At 68.4% G+C, this 20,807-nt stretch carries 21 protein-coding genes and 2 pseudogenes; 15 read left to right on the top strand and 8 right to left on the bottom strand.

From position 1 onward, the window contains the following. The 9 genes from ABT288_RS28535 to ABT288_RS28495 all read left to right on the top strand — a co-directional run. Positions 1 to 684, top strand: a 684-nt coding sequence (locus ABT288_RS28535; protein ID WP_351613453.1) for an SbcC/MukB-like Walker B domain-containing protein, incomplete at its 5' end; no start/stop codon positions are given. Between the two features lie 195 nt (positions 685 to 879). Further along, the gene (locus tag ABT288_RS28530) at positions 880 to 1,020 is read left to right on the top strand and encodes a hypothetical protein (protein WP_351613450.1); all 141 of its coding nucleotides are present in this window, start codon (positions 880 to 882) and stop codon (positions 1,018 to 1,020) included. A gap of 172 nt (positions 1,021 to 1,192) precedes the next feature. Continuing rightward, positions 1,193 to 1,384, top strand: a complete 192-nt coding sequence (locus tag ABT288_RS28525; RefSeq protein WP_351613447.1) for a hypothetical protein — start codon at positions 1,193 to 1,195, stop codon at positions 1,382 to 1,384. A gap of 364 nt (positions 1,385 to 1,748) precedes the next feature. Further along, entirely contained in the window at positions 1,749 to 2,282 is a 534-nt protein-coding gene (locus ABT288_RS28520; RefSeq protein ID WP_351613445.1) for a peptidase inhibitor family I36 protein, read from the top strand. Then, entirely contained in the window at positions 2,282 to 3,232 is a 951-nt protein-coding gene (locus ABT288_RS28515; RefSeq protein WP_351613442.1) for a hypothetical protein, read from the top strand. Before ABT288_RS28520 ends, ABT288_RS28515 begins: the two co-directional genes overlap by 1 nt. Positions 3,233 to 3,268: 36 nt before the next feature. After that, complete coding sequence (locus tag ABT288_RS28510; RefSeq protein ID WP_351613440.1) at positions 3,269 to 3,655, top strand: hypothetical protein; 387 nt, start codon at positions 3,269 to 3,271, stop codon at positions 3,653 to 3,655. Between the two features lie 477 nt (positions 3,656 to 4,132). After that, on the top strand, positions 4,133 to 8,344 hold the full coding sequence (locus tag ABT288_RS28505) for a golvesin C-terminal-like domain-containing protein (protein WP_351613437.1): 4,212 nt from the start codon (positions 4,133 to 4,135) through the stop codon (positions 8,342 to 8,344). Positions 8,345 to 8,543: 199 nt separating this feature from the next. After that, positions 8,544 to 8,789: a hypothetical protein gene (locus ABT288_RS28500; protein ID WP_351613434.1), complete on the top strand. Its 246-nt coding sequence runs from the start codon at positions 8,544 to 8,546 to the stop codon at positions 8,787 to 8,789. A 200-nt stretch (positions 8,790 to 8,989) separates the two neighbouring features. Continuing rightward, complete coding sequence (locus ABT288_RS28495; protein ID WP_351613433.1) at positions 8,990 to 9,160, top strand: hypothetical protein; 171 nt, start codon at positions 8,990 to 8,992, stop codon at positions 9,158 to 9,160. 93 nt (positions 9,161 to 9,253) lie between these two features. Here ABT288_RS28495 and ABT288_RS28490 read toward each other — a convergent pair whose 3' ends face one another. Further along, positions 9,254 to 9,742 carry a hypothetical protein gene (locus ABT288_RS28490; RefSeq protein WP_351613431.1) on the bottom strand — a complete coding sequence of 163 codons (489 nt, stop codon included), beginning with the start codon at positions 9,740 to 9,742 and terminating at the stop codon, positions 9,254 to 9,256. A gap of 140 nt (positions 9,743 to 9,882) precedes the next feature. Further along, on the bottom strand, positions 9,883 to 10,077 hold the full coding sequence (locus ABT288_RS28485; protein ID WP_067311534.1) for an integrase: 195 nt from the start codon (positions 10,075 to 10,077) through the stop codon (positions 9,883 to 9,885). Positions 10,078 to 10,516: 439 nt separating this feature from the next. Between ABT288_RS28485 and ABT288_RS28480 the strand changes: the two are divergent. From ABT288_RS28480 to ABT288_RS28470, 3 genes and pseudogenes are all read left to right on the top strand, one after another. Beyond that, positions 10,517 to 10,672, top strand: a pseudogene (locus tag ABT288_RS28480) (hypothetical protein); the annotation flags it as partial. Positions 10,673 to 10,714: 42 nt separating this feature from the next. Next, positions 10,715 to 11,944 carry a site-specific integrase gene (locus ABT288_RS28475; protein ID WP_351613429.1) on the top strand — a complete coding sequence of 410 codons (1,230 nt, stop codon included), beginning with the start codon at positions 10,715 to 10,717 and terminating at the stop codon, positions 11,942 to 11,944. Positions 11,945 to 12,065: 121 nt separating this feature from the next. Then, positions 12,066 to 12,269 (top strand): annotated as a pseudogene (locus tag ABT288_RS28470) (SbcC/MukB-like Walker B domain-containing protein); the annotation flags it as partial. A 12-nt stretch (positions 12,270 to 12,281) separates the two neighbouring features. Here the strand turns inward: ABT288_RS28470 and ABT288_RS28465 are convergent. Further along, entirely contained in the window at positions 12,282 to 12,728 is a 447-nt protein-coding gene (locus tag ABT288_RS28465; RefSeq protein WP_351613426.1) for an Lrp/AsnC family transcriptional regulator, read from the bottom strand. A gap of 94 nt (positions 12,729 to 12,822) precedes the next feature. Here ABT288_RS28465 and ABT288_RS28460 point away from each other — a divergent pair, with 94 nt between their 5' ends. Beyond that, a complete protein-coding gene (locus ABT288_RS28460; protein WP_351613424.1) occupies positions 12,823 to 13,308 on the top strand; it encodes a rhodanese-like domain-containing protein in 486 nt (161 codons plus the stop codon). A 26-nt stretch (positions 13,309 to 13,334) separates the two neighbouring features. Beyond that, positions 13,335 to 13,850 (top strand): immunity 21 family protein, encoded by a 516-nt coding sequence (locus tag ABT288_RS28455; RefSeq protein ID WP_351613421.1) that lies wholly within the window; start codon positions 13,335 to 13,337, stop codon positions 13,848 to 13,850. A 6-nt stretch (positions 13,851 to 13,856) separates the two neighbouring features. Here the strand turns inward: ABT288_RS28455 and ABT288_RS28450 are convergent, their stop codons facing one another. The 4 genes from ABT288_RS28450 to ABT288_RS28435 form a co-directional block, all read right to left on the bottom strand. Next, positions 13,857 to 15,095, bottom strand: coding sequence for a cytochrome P450 (locus tag ABT288_RS28450; protein ID WP_351613418.1), 1,239 nt, complete (start codon positions 15,093 to 15,095; stop codon positions 13,857 to 13,859). A gap of 34 nt (positions 15,096 to 15,129) precedes the next feature. Beyond that, on the bottom strand, positions 15,130 to 16,521 hold the full coding sequence (locus ABT288_RS28445) for an NAD(P)/FAD-dependent oxidoreductase (protein WP_351613415.1): 1,392 nt from the start codon (positions 16,519 to 16,521) through the stop codon (positions 15,130 to 15,132). Continuing rightward, positions 16,511 to 16,777 (bottom strand): ferredoxin, encoded by a 267-nt coding sequence (locus ABT288_RS28440; protein WP_351613413.1) that lies wholly within the window; start codon positions 16,775 to 16,777, stop codon positions 16,511 to 16,513. Before ABT288_RS28440 ends, ABT288_RS28445 begins: the two co-directional genes overlap by 11 nt. 193 nt (positions 16,778 to 16,970) lie before the next feature. Next, positions 16,971 to 17,642, bottom strand: a complete 672-nt coding sequence (locus tag ABT288_RS28435) for a hypothetical protein (RefSeq protein WP_351613411.1) — start codon at positions 17,640 to 17,642, stop codon at positions 16,971 to 16,973. Between the two features lie 586 nt (positions 17,643 to 18,228). On the opposite strand from ABT288_RS28435, the gene ABT288_RS28430 reads away from it, so the two are divergent. Continuing rightward, positions 18,229 to 19,071, top strand: a complete 843-nt coding sequence (locus ABT288_RS28430) for an SDR family oxidoreductase (RefSeq protein WP_351613410.1) — start codon at positions 18,229 to 18,231, stop codon at positions 19,069 to 19,071. A gap of 9 nt (positions 19,072 to 19,080) precedes the next feature. Here the strand turns inward: ABT288_RS28430 and ABT288_RS28425 are convergent, their stop codons facing one another. Then, the gene (locus tag ABT288_RS28425; RefSeq protein WP_351613408.1) at positions 19,081 to 20,772 is read right to left on the bottom strand and encodes a DUF885 domain-containing protein; all 1,692 of its coding nucleotides are present in this window, start codon (positions 20,770 to 20,772) and stop codon (positions 19,081 to 19,083) included. Positions 20,773 to 20,807 lie beyond the last annotated feature (35 nt).

Genomic DNA, 20,807 nt, shown 5'->3' with positions numbered 1-20,807 from the left:
GCCGCCGCGGCCGAACACCGGCTGCGCGAGGCGGCGTCCGCGTGTGACGCGGCGGCCCGCTGCTGCGCCGAGCTGGACCGTCTCTCCGCGCGCGCCGGCGAGGCCGTACGCCGGCTCGGCCCGCTCCGCGAGGAGCACGACCGGGTCGCCCGCCTCGCCGCCCTCACCGCGGGCACCTCCGCCGACAACGACCGCAAGATGCGGCTGGAGTCGTATGTGCTCGCGGCACGTCTGGAGCAGGTCGCCGCCGCCGCGACCGCCCGGCTGCAGCGCATGTCGTCGGGCCGCTACACCCTCGTCCATTCCGACGACCGCAGCGGGCGCGGCCGCAGCGGGCTCGGGCTGCACGTGGTCGACGCCTGGACCGGACGCGAACGCGACACCGCCACCCTCTCCGGCGGCGAGACCTTCTTCGCCTCCCTCGCCCTCGCCCTCGGCCTCGCGGACGTCGTCACCGACGAGGCCGGCGGCGTCCGCCTCGACACGTTGTTCATCGACGAGGGCTTCGGCAGCCTCGACGACCAGACCCTGGACGAGGTCCTCGACGTCCTGGACTCACTCCGGGAGCGGGACCGCAGTGTGGGCATCGTCAGCCATGTGCCCGACCTGCGCCGCCGGATCCACGCCCAACTGGAGGTGGTGAAGGGCAGATCGGGGTCGGTGCTGCGGCAGCGGGGCGTCTGACGGCGATCAGACACTGCGGGCGCCGGTAGTACATCGTGGGCACTCAAGGGTGATTTGTCCCTCTCTTTCCGCCCCTTTCCTTGATCTTCTTTGCCCTTCTGTCCCGGATCTGTGAACCGCGCAGGGTCTGCGCTGCGGGCTGGCCCAGCTGGCCGCCCTGCCCACACCGGGTTCGAGGACACAGTGCGGGACCTCATGCGCCGTGACGGCCTGCCCGCCACGTTCCATGGTGTCGACCAGGACGCCCTGCAGAACTGCCTGGCGAACGACCCCGACAGCTGCTTGGCCACCGTGCCCGGGCTCGCGCAGTGCGTCGATCGGGAACTCTTGAAGTGATCACGGTGCGCCACTACGTGGGTCAATCGTCGGCCCGGTCAGGGTTCATAGTGCAAGGTCGTGTGGTTGACGACTTCCAGACCGGCAGCCAGCCTCGTCCAACGGGTCTGCTGCAGGTTTGGGTGACAGTCCAGCCGAACACCTCTCCGGTGTACCGGTCGAGCATCCAGGCGTGCTCGACGAGCCGGTGACCTGCCCCGACGAACGGGAACTCGCCGTGCGCCGAGTCTGCGTCGACAATGGCCAGCGGTTCCGCGTCGGGATGTTGGGAATTCCGCACCTCGACCACCTTGCGTCCCGCACGAACACCTGTGCCTGGCAGGCGGGTACCGGGTCGTACTCGGCCTCGATGCTCAGAGCCTGACTCCTGTCTCTCGCTTCGCTCGGATGTTGGGGAGGAAGGGGCTGAATCCGGCCATCCCTGGCAGCACCAACGTCCTCTCGCACCCCCCTCCGTTTCACAGGAGTCACACAGGTACCTCCCGGGTTGCACACTTGAACACCGCATTCCGGATGACTGTCGCTGCCGGAGTTGCTTTCACGCCAGGCCGACATAGCTCCTTTTCTCGCCCCTTGACCGGCATGAACATGCTGCGCGAGAGTGGCCGGGCCGTGGGCGAATGGACCAGACCAAACATCCGCCCACCGGGTGACGTCGCGCGTCGGGGGGCGCGCCCAGGTGCTGATCCGCCTCCCGGACGCGTTCGCTCCAAAGAGGGGGAAGCTCTTTGCGTTTCGCCAGATCCGCCGCCGCTACAGCTGCCACCGTCGCAGCCCTGGCCGCCGGCGTTCTCACCGCAGTACCCGCCTACGCCGTGACCTCATACGTGCACAACGACTGCACGTCCAGTGACAGGGGCCATCCGAACCACTGTTTCCGGATCCACTTCAACTCGCGGTCGGAGACCACGACTCAGTCGGACAGCGCCTGCTTCGCAACCCGCCGTGATCGCTCCAGTGAGTTCGGTTACACGGTTAACGGGGGCGCGGTCGTCGTCCGGTTCGTCTTCGATGACTTTCCCTCTGAGGTGTACGGCGGGATGCCTTACCCGTGCGGTCACTACAAGGGGGACGGCGACGGGCAGGGCGTGGAAAACAATGCCGCATCCGCGTGGAACCAGGACCCCTATGCCGCGTACTCGGTGTATTCCGAGGACGGCTACGGCGGGGAGAACCAGTGGTTTCCCAAGGCCGACGGCTACGCCCGAAACCTGGGCTCCGGTATCAAGAACCACAACGGTTCTCACAAGAGGTATGCCTGATGCGACAGACCCGACCCCTCGTGCTCGCCGCCACCGGCGCGGTCCTCGCCCTCACGGCGGCCTGCGGCGCCAACTCGGTTGCCGACAAGAGTGCTGGAAGCCAGCAGAAGATGAAGACGGTGGCGATGCAGCTGCCGGATGCGAAGGTCCGCGCCAGCTGGCCCAAGCAGGACGTGGCCTCCGGACTGGCCAAAGGCATGCGGCTTCCGCTGGAGAAGTACATGCTCGGCTATCCCGACATGGTGGACATCGAGAACGCCAAGGACGTCGTCAAGTCGGCGTGTATGAAACGACTCGGGTTCTCCTACACGCCCAAACTGATGGGCACGCAGCCGGCGGCCTCCTACAACGAGATGAACATGGAACGCCGCTACGGCATCACCGATCCCGTGAAGGCCGCAGCCCACGGGTTCGCGGTGGCCCAGGACACCGGCGGGCCGAGCCAGGCGGACCAGGATGCCGAACTCGCGCGGGAGGACCAGGAGTCCTCGGCCGAGGGCTGGGACAAGGCGATGAACGAGACGTGCATCCCCGAGGCCAACCAGAAGGTGGGCGTGCTGTTTCCCACCGACACTGCCGGAGACCTCGCCGGGCAGTCCCTCAAGGCCACCCGCTCCCAGCCCGCGGTGCAGCGCGCCCTGGCGTCCTGGTCCTCCTGTATGGCAGGCCACGGACACCAGGTGAAGAGCCTGGACGACGCCGAGGGCCGGTTCGCCCAGCCCGGCAGGACCGGGGTCCAGCCTGAGAAGACAGAAGTGTCGACGGCCACCGATGACGTCGCCTGCAAGAGCACCGCCGGGCTGGTGTCCACCTGGTACGCGGCGGAAACCGCCTACCAGAACAAGCAGATCACTTCGCACAAACAGCAGCTGGAGGCTGCGAAGACCCGCGATGCCCTGCTGCTCAAGAAGGCACGTGCCGTCCTGGCGAGCGTCAGCACGACACGCTGAGCCGTCCTGCCGTCAGACATCAGAGGAGACGTGGTGGTGGCCAGGAGAACTGTCGTTGGCTGGATCGTGGCTGCCGCCGTCGTCTTCGGGGCGGCAGCCTGGCTCGCGCACCGCATGAATGCCGGCACCCAGCCGGACACCGGCTCGCCGCAGACCGTGAAGATCACGGACTCGGGCGTCCGGTACGAGCATGGCAAGCAGGTGTTCAGCGCCGACTACTCCATCCACAACGACGAGGGACACGCGGTCACTTTCACGGTGGTGTTCGACTTCGAGAACGGGACCACCCAGACCGTGATCAGGCGTATCAAGCCTGGCGTGTCCGTGCAGGGAACGGTCAGCACACCGTTCGAGAAGCCACGTCCCTCGGCCGATGGCACACCCTCCGAGGTACGTGTCGCCGACGTCAGCACCTCAGAGTGATCCACAACCCTGGCACCATGCTCGCCCAGACCGGCAGCCAGCAATAGGGGCCCGTTACCGGCCCCCTGAGTGGACCGCCTTGCCCCGCGCTCCTCCCGACCGGGGCAAGGCGGTTTCTGTATCCGGCACGAAAACCTCAAGCCACCGCCCATGTGATTCGCCCTTGCGCGCCCATGGGCGGGTCAAACCGTGCCCGCAGACCAGGGCACGGGCCAACCCATCGCACCAGAAATTCGGGGAACTTCTTTGAGATCCAGAAGACGATCACTCAAACCTGTGGCCGTCCTTGCAGTGTGTACGGCGCTGACGGGCGGCCTGCTGCAAGCCGTCCCGGCCACGGCAGCCCCTACCTCTCCAGGCGGTCACAGCCCTGTCACAAGCCCTGCTCCTTCGTCGTCTCTTGCCAGCCGGGTTGCCGATCCGGACCATAGCCTGGGCGGCGGGTGGAAGACATCCACGGACCGGGTGGTCACTGGCGTGGCTGACGCGACATCGTTCAAGATTCTTGTCGCGGACGAATCCGACGCGTACCAGTGGAAGACCGCCGCGGCCTTGTCCGAGCCGGGTATGCCGGCGGATTCGTGGATCGGCAACACGTGCGTGATGGACCGCGACCATGTGGCTGCTGTGTACGCGCCCCGGTCGTTCACGAACAAACCTGACCTGATGCAGGGCGGTGCCTTCACGGCGATCATCAACACCAGCACCGGTGACGTGACGAAGCTCCCGTTCACCGGGACGCTCGCCTACTTCGACCCGTCCTGCAACACCGTCACGCACACGGCCGCGTTCACGCAGTACCGCGAGATGAACGACGCATCGAAGGTGCGGACGCGTGCGATCACGGTGGACACTGCCGGCAAGACGCTCTACAAGAGCGGCGAGCTACGGGGGCAGGTTTCCTCTCCGGCTCCGGTCAACGACGGCGTGGTGGCCGGTCTGGGCCAGGACCTGGTGCAGGTCGGCAAGAACGGCCGGATCCGCAAGCTTGCCCACGGCGACAGCATTCCGTTCGACATCCGGCCCATGCCCGGCGGAAAGACCGGCTTCATGGACCGGAAGGGCACCACAACCGGCCAGGCAAAGGTGTTCACCGGGCACGGCAAACCGGAAATTGTGGCAGCCGGGCCGTTGGCAGACCTCGACCTGGTCTCCGGTACCGAGGGAAGCGTCTTCCTTACCGGGCGCCCTGGCACGGACCGGACGAAAGGCAGCGGCGTCAGCCGGCTGAACGTTCCGGCAGACACCGACGTCTCCTCCCACGGCCGGCTGGCCGTCGAGCCTGTACTCACGCCGGGAATCCGCGCCGGACTGACCCGCATCCAGGCCGCCGGAAAGGGCTTCACGAAGGTCGACGAGCCGCAGGCCGGTGTACGGAACCGGTCCGGGCAGGCTCCGCAGTCGGCGGTCGAGGACACCACCACGGTCATCAGGTCCACGGCCGCGGACACGGGGAGAAAGCTCACCCAGCACGTCACACTGGTCCAGCCGCGTTACGGGAACGTGCTCTCTCCGGCACTTGCCGGTTCGTCCCAACCGCGCGGTGTGAGCCGGGTGAAGGATGACGTCTCCAACGATCCCACGGATACCGACCGGTGGTGTTCCGTCTCCCGGAACGACATGAGCGTCCAGGCGTTGCAGCCGACGCCGAACCAGGTCGAGTGGGCCGTGGACATGGCGGTACGCAACCAGCTCCGCTCCCAGTGGATCACCCAGGGCGGCTGGCGTTCGCAGGCAGGTCTGGGCACGATCGACCCGCAGGGCCTGTTCCCGCGTCCCCAGCTGAACGGGGGAGGGCAGATCCCGGCGAACGTGATGCTGGGCATCCTGGCGCAGGAGTCCAACCTGTGGCAGGCCGAATCCGGTGCGATCCCCGGCCAGATGGGCAACCCGCTGGCAGCCGTGGACGGCTACTACGGGCATGACGCCAAGGACACCCTGCTGGGCTACTGGCGCATCAACTGGAACAAGTCCGACTGCGGATACGGTGTCGGCCAGGTCACCGACGGCATGCGGCTGAAGGGACACGAGAAGCCCAACGAGACCAGTCTCGACCCGAAGCTGCAGAAGGCGATCGCGATCGACTACGCGACGAACATCGCCGCGTCGATGAAGATCCTCGCCGACAAGTGGAACGAGGTCCACACCGACGGGCAGAAGGTCACCGTCAACAACGACAACGCGGCCAAGGTGGAGAACTGGTTCACCGCCGCCTGGAACTACAACCTCGGCTTCAACCCTAAGTCGGCCGCCTCGAAGAACGGCGGACACTGGGGCCTGGGCTGGTACAACAACCCGGCCAATCCCCTGTACAAGAAGGGTGCCTGGGACCACCCCTTCATGAACGTGGACCTGGACCCCGACAACATCACCGACGCCGCACACCCGCAGTACTGGCCGTACGAGGAGAAGGTGATGGGCTGGTCCGCCTGGTCCATCGACACCGGCTTCTCCTACGGCACCGACGGCCGGCAGGACTGGAAGGGCGAGTCCGGATTCGCCACCGCCGGGTTCCGCCCCGCCTACTGGAACGGCCTGAACCTGCCCGCCACGGTGGAAGGCAGCGCGAAGTACAACCGGGCGCATGTCTCGCCACCGCTCGACGCGTTCTGCAACGCTCAGAACAACTGCAATCCGTCCAGCCCGGTCGACTGTCCGGACGAGGACTGCTACAAGCAGTTCTGGTGGAACCAGCCCAATGCCACCTGGAAGAAGGACTGCGACACCACCTGCGGCAACGAGAACATCAAATACGCGACCCTGCGTGCCGAGCCAGGGCGTGGTTACCGGCTCAAGAACGGCACGCCGGTATGCGGTACGCAGCCGGCGGGGTCCGACGTCGTGACCTCGATTCCGAACGGCACGGAGACCTGGTCGGACTGCGGGAAGGCGTCCTCCACGGGTCAGTTCCAGTTCACGTTCTATCCGGACTGGGACAAGCACTACGAGGCGAGGGCCGATCTGTACTCCATCGGCGGCGGAGACGGCGGGCACTTCTGGTACACCCACACCCGCAACGATGACCATCTGGGAGGCGACAACAACCGGATGACCATCAAGGGCGAGTGGACCGCCGGCAAGTCCTACGACCTGGCAGCTGTGTACGCGTACATCCCGGACACCGGCGCGCAGACCCGCAACGCCCAGTACACCATCAGCGGAGCCCAGGGCGGCCCCTACACTCGGGTCGTCGACCAGAACGCCAACAACGGCAAGTGGGTGCAACTCGGCGCCTACAAGTTCACCTCCACGCCGAAGGTGACCCTGACGAACTACAGCAAGACCGGCACCGGCGACGATGACATCGCGTGGAACTCCGTGGCGTTCAAGCCGATCAAGGGCACGTTTGTCCACCGCACCCTGACTGCCGCGTCGGTCTTCGACCCGAACCAGGAACTCGACCCTGGCTGGGCGGCAGGACAGCTCAACGTCAGTCCGCTGAAGTCGGAGGTGTCCCTGTACGACTGGGCCATGGGGCTTGCCTATCAAGGGCCGCGCTGGGACAACTCCCAGGCCGACACCAGGGGTCTGACGTATGAGGCGCGCTGCACCACGCCGCAGGCAGAGGGCGAGTGTACGGGGCAGAAGACCTGGGACGCGGCGGAGGAGTGGTACAAGGACATCAAGGCCGGCGGGTTCAAGCCCACTGCTGACGGGTCTGCTCCCGCGATGTCGGTTCCGGTGTGGATGGGCATGGCAAACCGGCGGCCCGATACGTCACTTCCGGCATCGCAGGCGTTTCAGGACCCCAACAGCTACAAGATCAAGTCAGAGGTGGGGGTCACGTTCGTCATCGGCGAGGATGGGAAGATAGTCGACGGGAGTGTGGGCTCCAGCTACCAGGCCCGTGTCGGCAACGCGCACCTTCCGTACTTCGTCACCAAGATCATGAAGGCGATCGAGGCGGACTACGGGATCACGGCGCCGGACATCGACTACACCACACAGGACGCTCTCGAATACGGCAACGTCCAGGAAGCCCACCCGTACACGGACGGCGACACCCCCGGCCAGGCCTACTTCCCGCACTTCCGGGCCGCCCGCCTGGACAGCGCGAAGCAGTGCGTGGACTTCCGGGCCGTCGGCGGCGGCGTCCACGGCTACCGGTCGATGATCGCCCACAAGTACATCAACGACAATGTCAAGGCATGGGTGGACGAGATCAACTCCAGCCTCAAGACGAACTACGCGGTGCGTAACTTCGCTGGCGACGTCTACTCGATGTTCTTCAAGAACAGCGGCGACACCAACACGTTCGGCAGCCTGATTGGTAACGCTCCTCCCATCTGGCATGACATCGCCGGCGCGTTCTGCGCCGACGGCAGTATCAAGCCGATGCACCTGCAAGAGGACAAGGACATCGATCCGTCCAACGGGCTCGTCTTCCAGAGCTACATGCCCGACCTGTACGTGTACGTCGACGACAAGATGACCGACAACCTCGGCCGTCCGTCGAACCACCGGGTCCACGCAGGCGACTGGAAGGACTTCTCCAACATCCCAGGCATGGAGTCGGTCGACGGCAACGCGTATATGCGGTGCGACGCCAAGAACCGCGGCAGCGGCGGCAACCCATGGAACGTCAAGCCCCCCGTGCCGCTCATCGGAGACGGTCCCGGGAACCAGCCGTCTCTGGTCTTCCACTGCGACGACCCCATCAACGAGTTCGGCGTCAACCTCACGCAGTAGTGTGTAGAGCTGCTCTCCTCCCTTCGTGAGCTCGGGAAGGAGACCTTCCCCCACCTTGCGGTGGTGGGCGTAGGAGGGGGGAGAAACCTCCCCCCTCCAACTTCCAGAGAAAATGGTGTGCACTGTGGGCGGATATGGTGGAATATATGTCTATGTCTTTTTCTTTCTCCTCTATATCGCGCTAGTGTCCTGCTTGTGCGTGAAAGCTGCGGAGAACACATCCTGGAAAATGTCCATGGCGGTCGCATCGGGAGGCATATTCCTGCCGTTCGCACTGTTCTGCGTGCTCTTTCCAGGCATGCTTTTTGTGCTGGCCTACCTTGTCATGGTCGTCATGCTGGCCACTAAGGCCGGGTCCAGGGGGGCGGTGGCGAGAGGAATGGTGATCACCGCAGTAGGAATCCTCCTGCCGATCAGCCTCCCATTCGCTGGATTCCTGGTCTAGCCTCCGCGCTTTCATGAAGCGGGCTGTCCGGCAAGTGGTCAGGACGAGGTCGAAGCCGAAGAGGCCCTCGCCCTTGGCCAGCTGCTCGTCGAGATGGGCACCGACGCTGACCGGCCGACGCTGACCGGACCGGCCGACGCCGAGGCCGAAGCCCGGCTCGCTGAGCTCGCACATCCGCCGACCCTGGCGAACATCCGGCCATGGCTGACTGCCAGCCCCTGGCCTGCCGCAACACCGCCCTCACCCTCGCCAACCTCCAGGCCCTGGCCGACGGCGACCACCTCGCCCCGTACATCCGCCACCGCCTGCAGGAACAGCACAGTGCCGCGGCCGTGTTCCTCGCCCGCCACGATCCGGAGCCCGCCGAGTGAAACGTGCTCTGCCCGACGCCGACACCGTCAAGGCCGCCATCGACACCATTGTGGCCGCAGGGACGGTGTCCCTTCAGTTGGCAGTCCCCAGGGTCAAGCACGGTCGCGTCGGATCAATGCACCGTAGGCACCGAAGTTCGGAACCGACTCCCAGTTGCTGGTGACGTCAATGCCGTGACGGCTTTCCTCGGATTCCTCGCCATCGACCTCCACTATGCGCCGGATGATGCCATCGATGGTGAACCCGTAGGATTCCACGCGTTCCGCGTCTGCATATCCACCGCGCTCCTGTGAATCGCCGTAATCGTATGAAGTCGCTGTCTCCAGGAACAGGGAGCCGTTGATAAGGGTGAAGGTGTAGTCAAGGGATTCGCGGCCGTGCTCATCCATGAAAATGACTGAGGTGTACCCGGTTTCCAGACGCATTTCCACGCGCAGCGTCGCGGCGGAGTGCTCATCGAGGGAGGCAACAGCGGTGTACAACTGGCCGGCTGTGTGCCTGGCTTGAGCCTGGTCCAGCGTCAGTGGGTTCATCGGCCTCTCGGTGAGGTTGTTCCACTGCTCGCAATACGTCCACATCATGGCTGATTCACCCCGTGCCCTCCGGTAGTTGAACGAAACCCATCTCGGCGTCGCCCGCAAGGCGGCGCGCCACCGCACGAGAGGGCCCGATCAGCCCCCCGAAGGGACGGCTGATCGAGCCGTATGGGTGAGTGCTCATCTCAGCGACGCAGGCCCAACGCCTCCCACAGACTCGCCGTCGACACCTTCCGCGTCGATCCCAGCGAGATCGTCCGCGCCGGGAACTCATCCCTCTTGATCAACTCATACGCCTTGTCCGGCCCGATACCGAACGCCTTGGCGGCCGTCACCACGCTCACCGCAGCGGGCAATGCCAGTACCTCCTCCACCGACATGCCGCCACGCGAGCCAGAACCGTCACGCTCCGTAGCTGCAACCGCAGATGAGGACAAAGGTGGTCACATCCCTCTTCCCCGTGCCACCTGGCGGGAAGCATACGGCGTCCAAGGAAGCGTCTCCTTCGCTACAGCATGATCAGGGCACGTAAGGCATAACCCGGCACATTCAGGGGGATCCCACGTGTTCGACGGCAGCACCTACAAGCGATGCAAGTGCACCGAACCCAAGCTCGACGACGAAGGACAGCCCGTCCTCGACGCGAACGGCAAGCCCAAGGTGCGCGAGCTCGGCTCCACCTGCCGCCTGCTCAAGAAACGCGATCACGGCACCTGGTACTACTAGGTCAAGCTCCCCGACGGCCCCGGCGGCAAGCGCCGACGCCCCCGCAAGGGCGGCTTCCTCACTCAGAACCAAGCCAAGGAAGCAGCACAGAAGCTGTGGGACCAGGCCCAGGGCGGCATCGACGTCGACACCAAGGAAACCGTCGCCGAGTACCTCGACCGTTGGCACGCCAAGCGCGTCGACCTCAAACGCAAAACTCGCTTCGGCTACCGCGACTTCATCGACCGCATCTTCAAACCCGCTCTCGGCCACCTGGCACTCCGCGATCTCCGCGACCGCCACATCCAGGAGATGTTCCAGCAGATATGGGCCTTCAGCGAGATCAAGAAGGCCAACCAGGAAGCGGCCGAGCCGGCCAAAATCGAATGCGAGGCCGCCTACCTTGCCTGGAGACAGGCCCCCACTCCACGGCCGCCAGAACTTCGCCAGGCATGGGACCAGGCCCGCGCCGCCCTCAAGGAAGCCCGGGCCAAGCCCCGCCAGAACACAGGCCCCGCCTCGCAGAAGAGGTACCTCGACTGCCTCTCCGCCGCACTCGGTGGCGCGGTAACCGAAAGACTGATCACCCAGAACTGGGCCAAGCTCGTCGTCCTCCCCAAATATGAACGCCCCCAACCGCTCGTATGGACCGACGAGCGCGTAGCTCGCTGGCGCGAAACCGGCGAGAAGCCCGGACCCGTCATGGTCTGGATCCCCGAACAGACCGGCCAGTTCCTCGACGCAGCCGTCAACCACCCCATGTACATCATGTGGCACCTCATGGTCTACCGGGCACCGCGCCGCGGCGAGGCAACAGGCCTGTCCTGGACCGAACTCGACCTGACCAATGGCGTGGCACACGTCTCGGGGCAACTCGTCACCGACTCGAACTACAACATGTGGCAGGACACCCCCAAGAGCCGCAGCGGCCGTCGTGCCATCGCCCTCGACTACGCCACGCTGGCTCTGCTCACAGCCTGGCGCGACGTACAGAAGGCCCAACGCGTCGAATGGGAGGAGAAACACCGCCAAGACCCCACGAAGTACGGTCCGCACGTCGACTACGGCTACGTCTACACCCGGCCCGACGGCCGCCCCCACAACCCCCAAAACGTCTCACAGGCCCTCTGGAGATTCATCCAGCGCATCGGCCTCCCGCCGGTCCGCCTGCACGACCTGCGTCACTGCGCCGCATCACTCAGCCTGGCCGCCGGCCTGTCGATGAAGGCCATCCAAGCCCTGCTCGGCCACAGCAGCTACCAACTCACTGCCGATACCTACACCAGCCTGCTGCCACAGTTCGAACAGGCCGCCGCCAACGCACCCCTTGACCTGGTACCACGCCGCAACGGCGTCGAGAAACCCACGGATGAGCAAGCCCTGGCAGCCAAGGCACACCCCATGCAACTCCCCGCCCCAGTCCACGACGAAGAAGGAATAGAGCAAGGGGCGACCACCGCCTCGGTCGACGAAGAAACAAGCGACCGGCATCTGCGCGTCGTACGCCCCGCCCCTCGCGACGAGGCGCTGGGCGCCGCCTGATCGCGCCGTCCCCCGTTTGTCCCCCTGCCACCAAGAGAGCCCCTCGGAGATCACTCCGAGGGGCTTTTCGTACCCTGTTTTTCCTGGTCAGAGCTAGTGTGCCCGGAGCATTCGATCTTGCAACACCCTCTTCATCGACGAGGGCTTCGGCAGCTTCGACGACCAGACCCTCGACGAGGTCCTCGACGTCCTGGACTCCCTGCGCGAACGCGACCGCAGCGTCGGGATCGTCAGCCATGTGGCCGACCTGCGGCGGCGGATCCACGCCCAGCTGGAGGTCGTGAAGGGGAGAACGGGGTCCGTGCTGCGGCAGCGGGGTGTCTGACCAGGTACCGGGTCAGCGGCCCAGTGCGCGTCGGGGCAGCGGTGAGGAGTACACGACGCTGGTGGTCACCGAGCCCAGCGCGCCGATCTTCCCGGAGATCTCCTCCAGGTGTGCCATGGAGCGGGCGGCGACCTTGATGACGAAGCAGTCGTCGCCCGTCACATGGTGCGCCTCCAGGATCTCGGGCGTCGCGGCCACCAGGTCGTGGAACGGCTTGTAGTTGCCGTTCGGGTAGCGCAGCCGTACGAACGCCAGGATCGCCAGCCCGAGCCGCTCGGGGTCCACGACCGCCGCGTACCCCTGGATCACGCCCGCCTCCTCCAGCCGGCGGACCCGTTCGGTGACGGCGCTCGGCGACATGGAGACGGCCCGTGCCAGCTCGGCGTAGCTGGCGCGCCCCTCCCGCTGGAGGACCTCGAGAATGCGCCAGTCGGTGGCGTCCGGGGAATACACGGTCATCCCGGATGGATAGCAGGGAAATCCCGGTGGGAACAAGGGGTGTGCCGTGGAATTCCTCTTCAGGGAGCGGGCTCGGGGCCGTAAATTTCCAGTCATGATCACCAAGACCACTCGGATCTCCGCGCATCCCGTCCTGCGCGTCGCGCCCGCCGCCCCCGCCGAGGCGGCCGCCTATTTCCGCGCGAGCCTGGCCTTCCACGCCGACGTCTCCGACGTGGCCGCCGCGCTCGCGGCCGGCGGCGACCCCGGCTTCGTCGTCGTGGACTCCCGCTCGACCGAGTCCTGGGACCAGGGCCACATCCCCGGCGCCGTCCACCTGCCCATCGCCCTCATCCCCGAACAGGCCGGGCAGCTTTTGGATATTGCCGTGCCGGTGGTGACGTACTGCTGGGGTCCGGGCTGCAACGGCGCCACCCGCGCCGCCCTCGCCCTCGCCGAACTCGGCTACCAGGTCAAGGAGATGCTCGGCGGCTTCGAGTACTGGGCGCGCGAGGGCTTCGCCTACGAGACCTGGCAGGGGCGTGAACAGCGCGACACCGACCGGCTGACCGCACCCGTCGAAGGCGAGTGCGGCTGCTGACCGGCGCCCGTGTAGGTTCTCTGCCCATGGCTCGATACGCGGATCCAGGCGCGCTGGAGTGGGTGGAATCGGGCGGCGGCCCGCTGATAGCCGTCCCGGAGACGGTGCTGCCGTTCTGGGCCGGCGCCGACAGCGAGGAACTCGACACCGACTACGACCGGGCGTGCGAGGTCGACGGGCCCATCGGTCTGCTGCCGGTCGGCGACAGCGCGGCCCTGGTGTTCGGCGACGAACCCGCCTCCACCTCGTACCTGCCGGACCACGACACCTTCGTACGGTGGTCCGCCGCCGACTCCGAGGCGGAACTCCTCGCCGGGGTGCCCGCCGCCCTGGACGCGGCGGTGTGGGGGAGCGAGGTGCGCTGGCGGGTGCCCGGTCCGGTGCTGCTGTTCGACTCGGCCTGGCCGGGCGACAGGGCCGGCCGTAGCGAACACCTCCGGGTGCCGCTGGAGGCGGGCACGTACGCCGTGCGTTCCGCGTACGTGCAGCCGGGACCGGAGACCTGGGTCGGGCTGGTCCAGCTCAGACGTGTCGCGCACTGACGGAGGTCAACGCAGGCCGTCGAAGGCGATGTTCAGATGCCGGGGGCCGCGCAGCACCGCGTTCTGCCGGTACGGCGGCGGGTCCTCGACCAGCCGGGGATTCTCCAGGCGCCGGGCCAGTTCGGCCAGGGCGATCTGGGTCTCGAGCCGGGCCAGCGGAGCGCCGAAGCAGCTGTGGATGCCGCTGCCGAAACCGAGATGCTGGATGTCCCCGCGGTCCGGGTCGAACCGATCGGGGTCCTTGAACCGCTCGGGGTCGCGGTTGCCGGCGGCCAGCACCAGCCAGATCCGCGAGCCCTTGGGGACGGTGACCCCGCGCACCTCGATGTCGGTGATGTTGGTGCGCTGCGGCACGATCTGTACCGGTGGCTCGTAGCGCAGCAGCTCCTCCACGATCCGCACCGACAGCGCCGGGTCCTGGCGCAGGCGCTGGAGGACGTCCGGGTGGCGCAGCAGGGTGAGCATGCCGTTCGTGATCAGGTTGACGGTCGTCTCGTGACCGGCGATCAGCAGCAGCACCGCGGTGCTGAGCACCTCCATCATCGTCATGGCACCGTCCGGACCCTGGCCGCTGACCAGGTCGGACAGCAGGTCGTCCTGGGGTTCCCTGGTGCGCTGCTCGACCAGCCCGGCCAGGTACATCCCGAGCTGCATCCGCGCTTCCTGCGCCCGCTTCACGAACTCGGGGTCGGGGTTCTCGCGGGCCTCCGGGTCCAGGCTGGCGACCAGCGGGTCCACCCAGGCGCGGAACCGGGGCTCGTCCTCCCGGGGCACCCCGAGCAGCCGGCAGATCACCGTCACCGGGAAGGGATAGGCGAACTGGTCGACCAGGTCGATCTGCCGCGCGTCTCCGAAGCCGTCGATGAGCCCGGCGACGACGGCCGCCATGTCGCCCCGCATGTTCTCGACCCGGCGCGGCCGGTGCGGCGGCCCGAAGGCACTATTGGCGATGCGCCGCAGCCGGTCGTGCTCCGGCGGGTCGAGCCGCAGGAAGGACGGCGGCAGTCCCCCCGTCTCCTCCGACTGGGCCAGCGGGTCCTCCCCGGCGGCTGCGAGGTTGGCGGAGTCGGAGCTGACCCGGGGATCGTGCAGCAGGGCCTCGATGTCGTAGTACGAGCTGAAGACGTACGGGCCGCCCTCCTCCTCGTGCAGGACCGGGGTCTTGCGCAGCTCCTCGTACAGCGGGTACGGGTTGGCGCGGTTGGCGAAGTCGGTGATCTGGCGGAACAGCGAGGCCTGCGTCATGACAAGTCCTTGGAACGTCGGCGTCGGGCGGCGGTCAGTGCCGGGCGGGGTGGAAGACCAGCTGCTGGTCGGCCGGTGAGTAGCCGCTGAGGGTCACGGTGGGGCCGTGGGTGGGCAGCGACGGGTCGGGGAAGTCGGCCGCCACCGGCTGCCTGCCCTCGGGACGGCGGTCCATCGTCGGGTAGTCCACCGGGAACGGCGCGCCCCGCTCGATCTGCCGTGCGTAGAACTCCAGCCACCGGGTGTTGTCGAAGGTCACGGCGGCGATGACGCGGCCCTGGTAGCCGTACACGCCGACGAACCGGCGCTCGGCGGGCGAACCCTGCGTGATCATGAGCTGCTCGCCCATGGGCGGCACGCCCACCGACTTGATGTTCACGCCGAACATCGACGACCAGAAGGCGGGCATCCACAGGTGCGGCCGCCGGTCGGCGCCGGGGCAGATCATGTTGTGCGCGGCCGTCTCCGCCTGCGCGACGGCATTGCCCCAGTGCTCCAGCGAGAGGAACTGGTAGCCGAACAGCGCGTGCGGGGAGCGCGCGACGTCACCCGCCACGAAGACGTCGTCGGTGACGATGCCCCGGAAGTCGAAGGCGCGGCAGCCCGCGTCACAGGCGATGCCGCGGGGCCCGGCGCCCAGCCCCGACCCGGCCAGCCAGTCGGTGTTGCGCAGCGAGCCCAGCGAGACCACGACCACGTCCGCCTCGACGACGCTCTCGTCGGACAGGTGGACCGCCCGCACCCTGCCCACCGAGTCGCCCTCCAGCGAGGTCACCGTGACACGCGTGCGCAGGTCCACGCCGTTCTCGGTCTGCAGGTCGGCGGCGACGGCGCCGATGACGCCGCCGAGCGCGCCCACCAGCGGCGCGCCCGCCCGTTCCGCCACGGTGACGGGGATGCCCATCTCCCGGCAGGCAGAGGCGATCTCCGAACCGGCGAATCCGGCGCCGATCACGAACACCCGGCGCGGCCCGGCCTTCAGCCGCCGGTACAGATCGGCCGCGTCGTCCCGGGTCCGCAGCAGGCAGACGCCGTCCAGCCGGGCTTCCTCCTCCTTCGGCCAGGGCCGGGCCCGCACGCCGGTCGCGATGAGCAGCCGGTCGTACTCCACCTCGTCCCCGTCGGCCAGCCGGACCCGCTTGGCCGTCATGTCCAGACCGGTCGCCGGGACACCGAGCCGCCACTTGGCGTCGATCTCCCGGCGGTGCGGCAGCTCGGTGTGGTGCGGGGACGCCATCCCCAGCAGGACCGACTTGGACAGCGGGGGCCGGTCGTACGGCTCGTACGGCTCGTCACCGACCAGGGTCAGCTCGCCGGCGAAGCCCTCGGCGCGCAGGGTCTCGGCGGCCCGCAGGCCGGCCAGCGAGGCGCCGACGATCACGATCCGGCCTTCGCGCCTGAGCCGGCCGACGTAGTCAGTGACCATCCGACGCCTCCTTAACGCCTCCCGTGTCTCTCTTGTCTCCGGTGCCTCCCGTGTCTCCCTTGTCCTCCAGCCCGTCCGCGGTGATGGCCTGCACCGGGCAGGCGGCGACGGCGCGCGCCAGCCGTTCCCGCTGTTCCTCGGGGGCGTGCGGGTTGTAGATCAGCGCCTCGTCGCCGTGCATGGCGAAGACGTCGGGCGCGAGGAACGCGCACTGGGCGTAGCCCTGACATTTGTTGAGATCGACGACGAGCCGCATCGGCGCTCCGCCTTCCCGATGGCCAGGTCCGGTGGCGCCGGCCGAGTCGCGCGGCATCCCCGGACGGCGGTCATGTCCCGTTTGTCAGCATGAGGGCGGTACGGCCGCCTCGCCCGTCGGGCATGCCCATTCGAGCTCATGGACCCTTCCCCATGGACCCCTCCGCGTCACGGGTGCCGGCGCACTCCGTCCGTCACGCGTCCACCGCGGTACGGGGGCGGGCGCGCCCGCTCGCCACGAGGATGTACCCGCTGATCAGCAGCGACCAGGCGGGGAAGACGAGTTCCGCCCAGGGCACGTTGGACGCGACGAAGAGCAGGACGAGGGCGGTCAGGAGGCCCAGGATCGTCAGCGGGCGCGGCAGGACGCCCAGGCGGTGGCCGATCACCGACAGGGAGGAGACGAAGACGGCCGCCATCCGCATGGCGTACTCCGTCATCAGCGTGTACGCGACATGACGGCCGAAGTCCCAGGAGGCCGGCGCCGGCGCCGGCCCGGTGGGGTGGGCGACCGCGAGGACGGCGCTCGCGGCGGCCGCGGCGCCGAACAGTGTGGCGGTGAAGACGAGTCCGCTGCCGAGGAGGACCGTGGCGAGGAACTTGTCCTCGCCCGCACCGAGGTGCGCCCGTACGGCGCCCATGAACCACAGGAAGAAGATCCCGGCGAACGGCACGAGCGCGAGGGCCGAACGGACCGCGTCACGGCGCGCGGGGTCCGTGAATCCCCGCGCGGTGACCGCGTTGGCCCCTTCGGGAATGCCCAGCCGGATCAGGACGATCGCCGCGCTGATCAGCAGCGCGAACGCGACACCCGCCAGCCCGGCGGCCCGCGGCGCCTCCAGCGCCCGCTGCCCCTTCTGCCGCATCCCGTCCCACCTCCTCCGCGCCGCCTCCGGCACCAGCTTCGGCCCCCGCACCACTCACGCCACCGGGGACGGCCGGACGGCCGAGCGACCGACGGTCCGACGGGACGGGCCGTGACGACTACGACCCCGGGCCGCTACGGCACTGCCTGCGGCCCCGGACCGCCGGCCCGGGCGGGGTGCGCGTGCGGTCGTGGGCCGAGTCGGCTCGGCGGCGCCGCAATCGCTCGCGTCAGGATCGGCTGTCACCGAGAGCGCGGACGCGCCTGGACCCGGCCCCCCGCGCCGTCGGCCCCGGAACAGCCTCGGATCCGGTCGCCCAGCCCCTGCTCATCAATGCCTTCGCCCCGCGCGCCCCCGCTCGCAATGCCCCCCTCTCAACGCCCGTGCCCTCCCCTCGCAACGCCCTCGCCCCGCTCGCAACGCGCCCGGCACGTGCCGGCCCGCACCCGGCGCCCTCGCTCCGCGCCCCGCTCCGGACCGGCTTGCCCCGTCCCCCCATCGCGACGCGCCCGGACCCGCTCGTGACGCGATCGACCCGCACGAATTCGCTCGCGCCGAGCTCCCTCGCCCCCTAAGGTGATCCGCCATGCCCGCGAACGAGCTCCCCGCCCCGGAAGTCCTGCGGCGCGACCCATTGCCCCTGTGCGGTCGTACCGCCCTTGTCACGGGGGCGAGTCGGCGGGCCGGGATCGGGCATGCGGTGGCGCGGCGGTTGGCGGCGTACGGGGCGAGTGTGTATCTGCATCACCATGTGCCGCACGACGCCGCCATGCCGTGGGGTGCCGACAGCCCCGAGGCCGTCGTCGGCTCCGTGCGTGCCGTGCTGGGAGATGCAGGGGCCCGCGTCGTCTCCGGACCCGGCGACCTCGCCGACCCGGCGCAGCCGGCGCGGCTGATCGACTCGGTCGTCGGTGAGTTCGGCCGGCTGGACATCCTCGTCGCCAACCACGCCCTCAGCGGCTCGGACGGCACCCTGGACGAGATCGACACGGCGATGCTCGACGCGCACTGGGCCGTCGACACCCGCTCGGTCCTGCTGCTCGTCCAGGCCTACGCCCGCTCGCGCGCCCTGCTGCCCGAGGGCACTCCCGGCGGGCGGGTGGTGTTGATGACCTCCGGACAGGACCTCGGCGGCGGCATGCCGGGCGAGATCGCCTACGCCCTCCAGAAGGGCGCCCTCGCCTCGATCACCCGCTCCCTGGCCGGCCCGCTGGCCGAGCACGGCATCACGGTGAACGCCGTCAACCCCGGCCCGGTGGACACCGGTTACGCCACCGGCGAGGCCCATGCCGCCGTCGCCGCCCGCTTTCCCGGCGGACGCTGGGGCCTCCCCGACGACCCGGCCCGCCTCATCGCGTGGCTGGCCACCGACGAGGCCGACTGGATCACCGGGGAGGTCATCAACTCGGAAGGCGGATTCCGGCGCTGACGCCGGCGGTCAGAGCCGGGCCAGCTCGTCCACCAGGTCGTCCAGGCCCAGCGAACCCTGCGACAGCGCCGCCATGTGCCAGGCCTTCAGGTCGAACGCCTCGCCGTGCCGCTCGCGCGCCTTCTCCCGGCCCAGCAGCCAGGCCCGCTCACCGAGCTTGTAGCCGATCGCCTGACCCGGAATCGTCAGATACCGGGTCAGCTCGCTCTCCACGAAGTCCGCCGGCCGGCTGCTGTGCGAACCGAAGAACTCCTGCGCCAGCTCCGGCGTCCACCGCTCACCGGGGTGGAACGGCGAGTCGGCGGGAATCTCCAGCTCCAGGTGCATGCCGATGTCCACGATCACCCGCGCCGCCCGCATCATCTGCGCGTCCAGATAGCCGAGCCGCTCCTCGGGGTTCGTGAGGTAGCCCAGTTCGTCCATCAGCCGCTCCGCGTACAGCGCCCAGCCCTCGGCGTTGGCGCTGACCCCGCCGATCGTCGCCTGGTAGCGGGAGAGGTTCCCGGCCACGTGCGCCCACTGCGCGAGCTGGAGGTGATGCCCGGGCACGCCCTCGTGGTACCAGGTCGAGACCAGGTCGTAGACCGGGAAGCGGGTCTGGCCCATGGTGGGCAGCCAGGTGCGGCCGGGGCGGGAGAAGTCCTCCGACGGTGCCGTGTAGTAGGGGGCCGCCGCACCGCCGGGCGGGGCGATACGCGACTCCACCTTCCGCACCCGTTCGGCGAGTTCGAAGTGTGTGCCGTCCAGGTCCTCGATGGCCTTGTCCATCAGACCCTGCAGCCACTCCCGGACCTCCTCCACGCCCTCGATGTGCCGGCCGTGCTCGTCGAGGTACGCGAGCGCCACCCACGGGGTCTCGGCGCCGGGCAGGATCTTCTCCGCCTCCAGCTTCATCTCGCCGAGGATCCGGTGGAACTCCGCCCAGCCGTACGCGTACGCCTCGTCCAGGTCGAGGTCGGTGCCGTTGAAGTAGCGGGACCAGCGCGCGTACCGCTCGCGGCCCACCGTGTTCGGGGCGCCCTCGATCGCCGGCGCGTACACGTCCCGCAGCCAGTCCCGCAGCTCCACCAGGGCACCGGTCGCCGCGCGGGCCGCCTCGTCCAGCTCCGCGCGCAGCGCCTGGGGCCCGGCGGCGGCGAAGTCCTCGTACCAGCCGCGGCCCTTGCCGTCCGTGTCCGTCCACTCGGTGAGCTGCTCGATGTACGTCGCCGTCGGCCGCGGCGCCGCGAACAGCTTGCGGTCCAGGCCGAGTTGCAGCGACTCGCGGTAGCCCGCCAGCGCTCCCGGCACCGCGCGCAGCCGCTCGGCGATCGCCGCCCAGTCCTCGTCCGTCTGGGACGGCGTGACCGTGAAGATGTCCCGTACCGAGTGGCCCGGCGTGGCCATGTTGCCGACCGCGCGCAGGTGCTCGTCGGCCTCGTGCACGGCGAGCTCCGCGGTCAGCCGCTCCCGCAGCAGCCGCCCGCAGCGCCGTTCCGCGTCACTGTCCGCCCCCGGCTGCCGCTCGGCCTCGTCCAGCTTCGCCAGCGTGGTCCGCGCCAGCTCCGCGAGGGCCGCCTGGCCCGCGGGCGAGTAGTCGGGCAGCCGGCTCGAACTCTCCTTCACACCGAGGTAGGTACCGGTGACCGGGTCGAGGGCGATGAGGTCGTCCACGTACGCGTCTGCCACCTGGCGGGGCAGCGGGCTCTTGGTCTCAGACATGGGCCCATCCTCGTACGAGAAGGATCACGCCGTCA

This window comes from Streptomyces sp. NPDC001093 (assembly GCF_040298985.1).
GTDB lineage: Bacteria > Actinomycetota > Actinomycetes > Streptomycetales > Streptomycetaceae > Streptomyces.
Note: the sequence above shows the minus strand (reverse complement) of the source record. Positions and strands in the feature narration are given on the sequence as shown.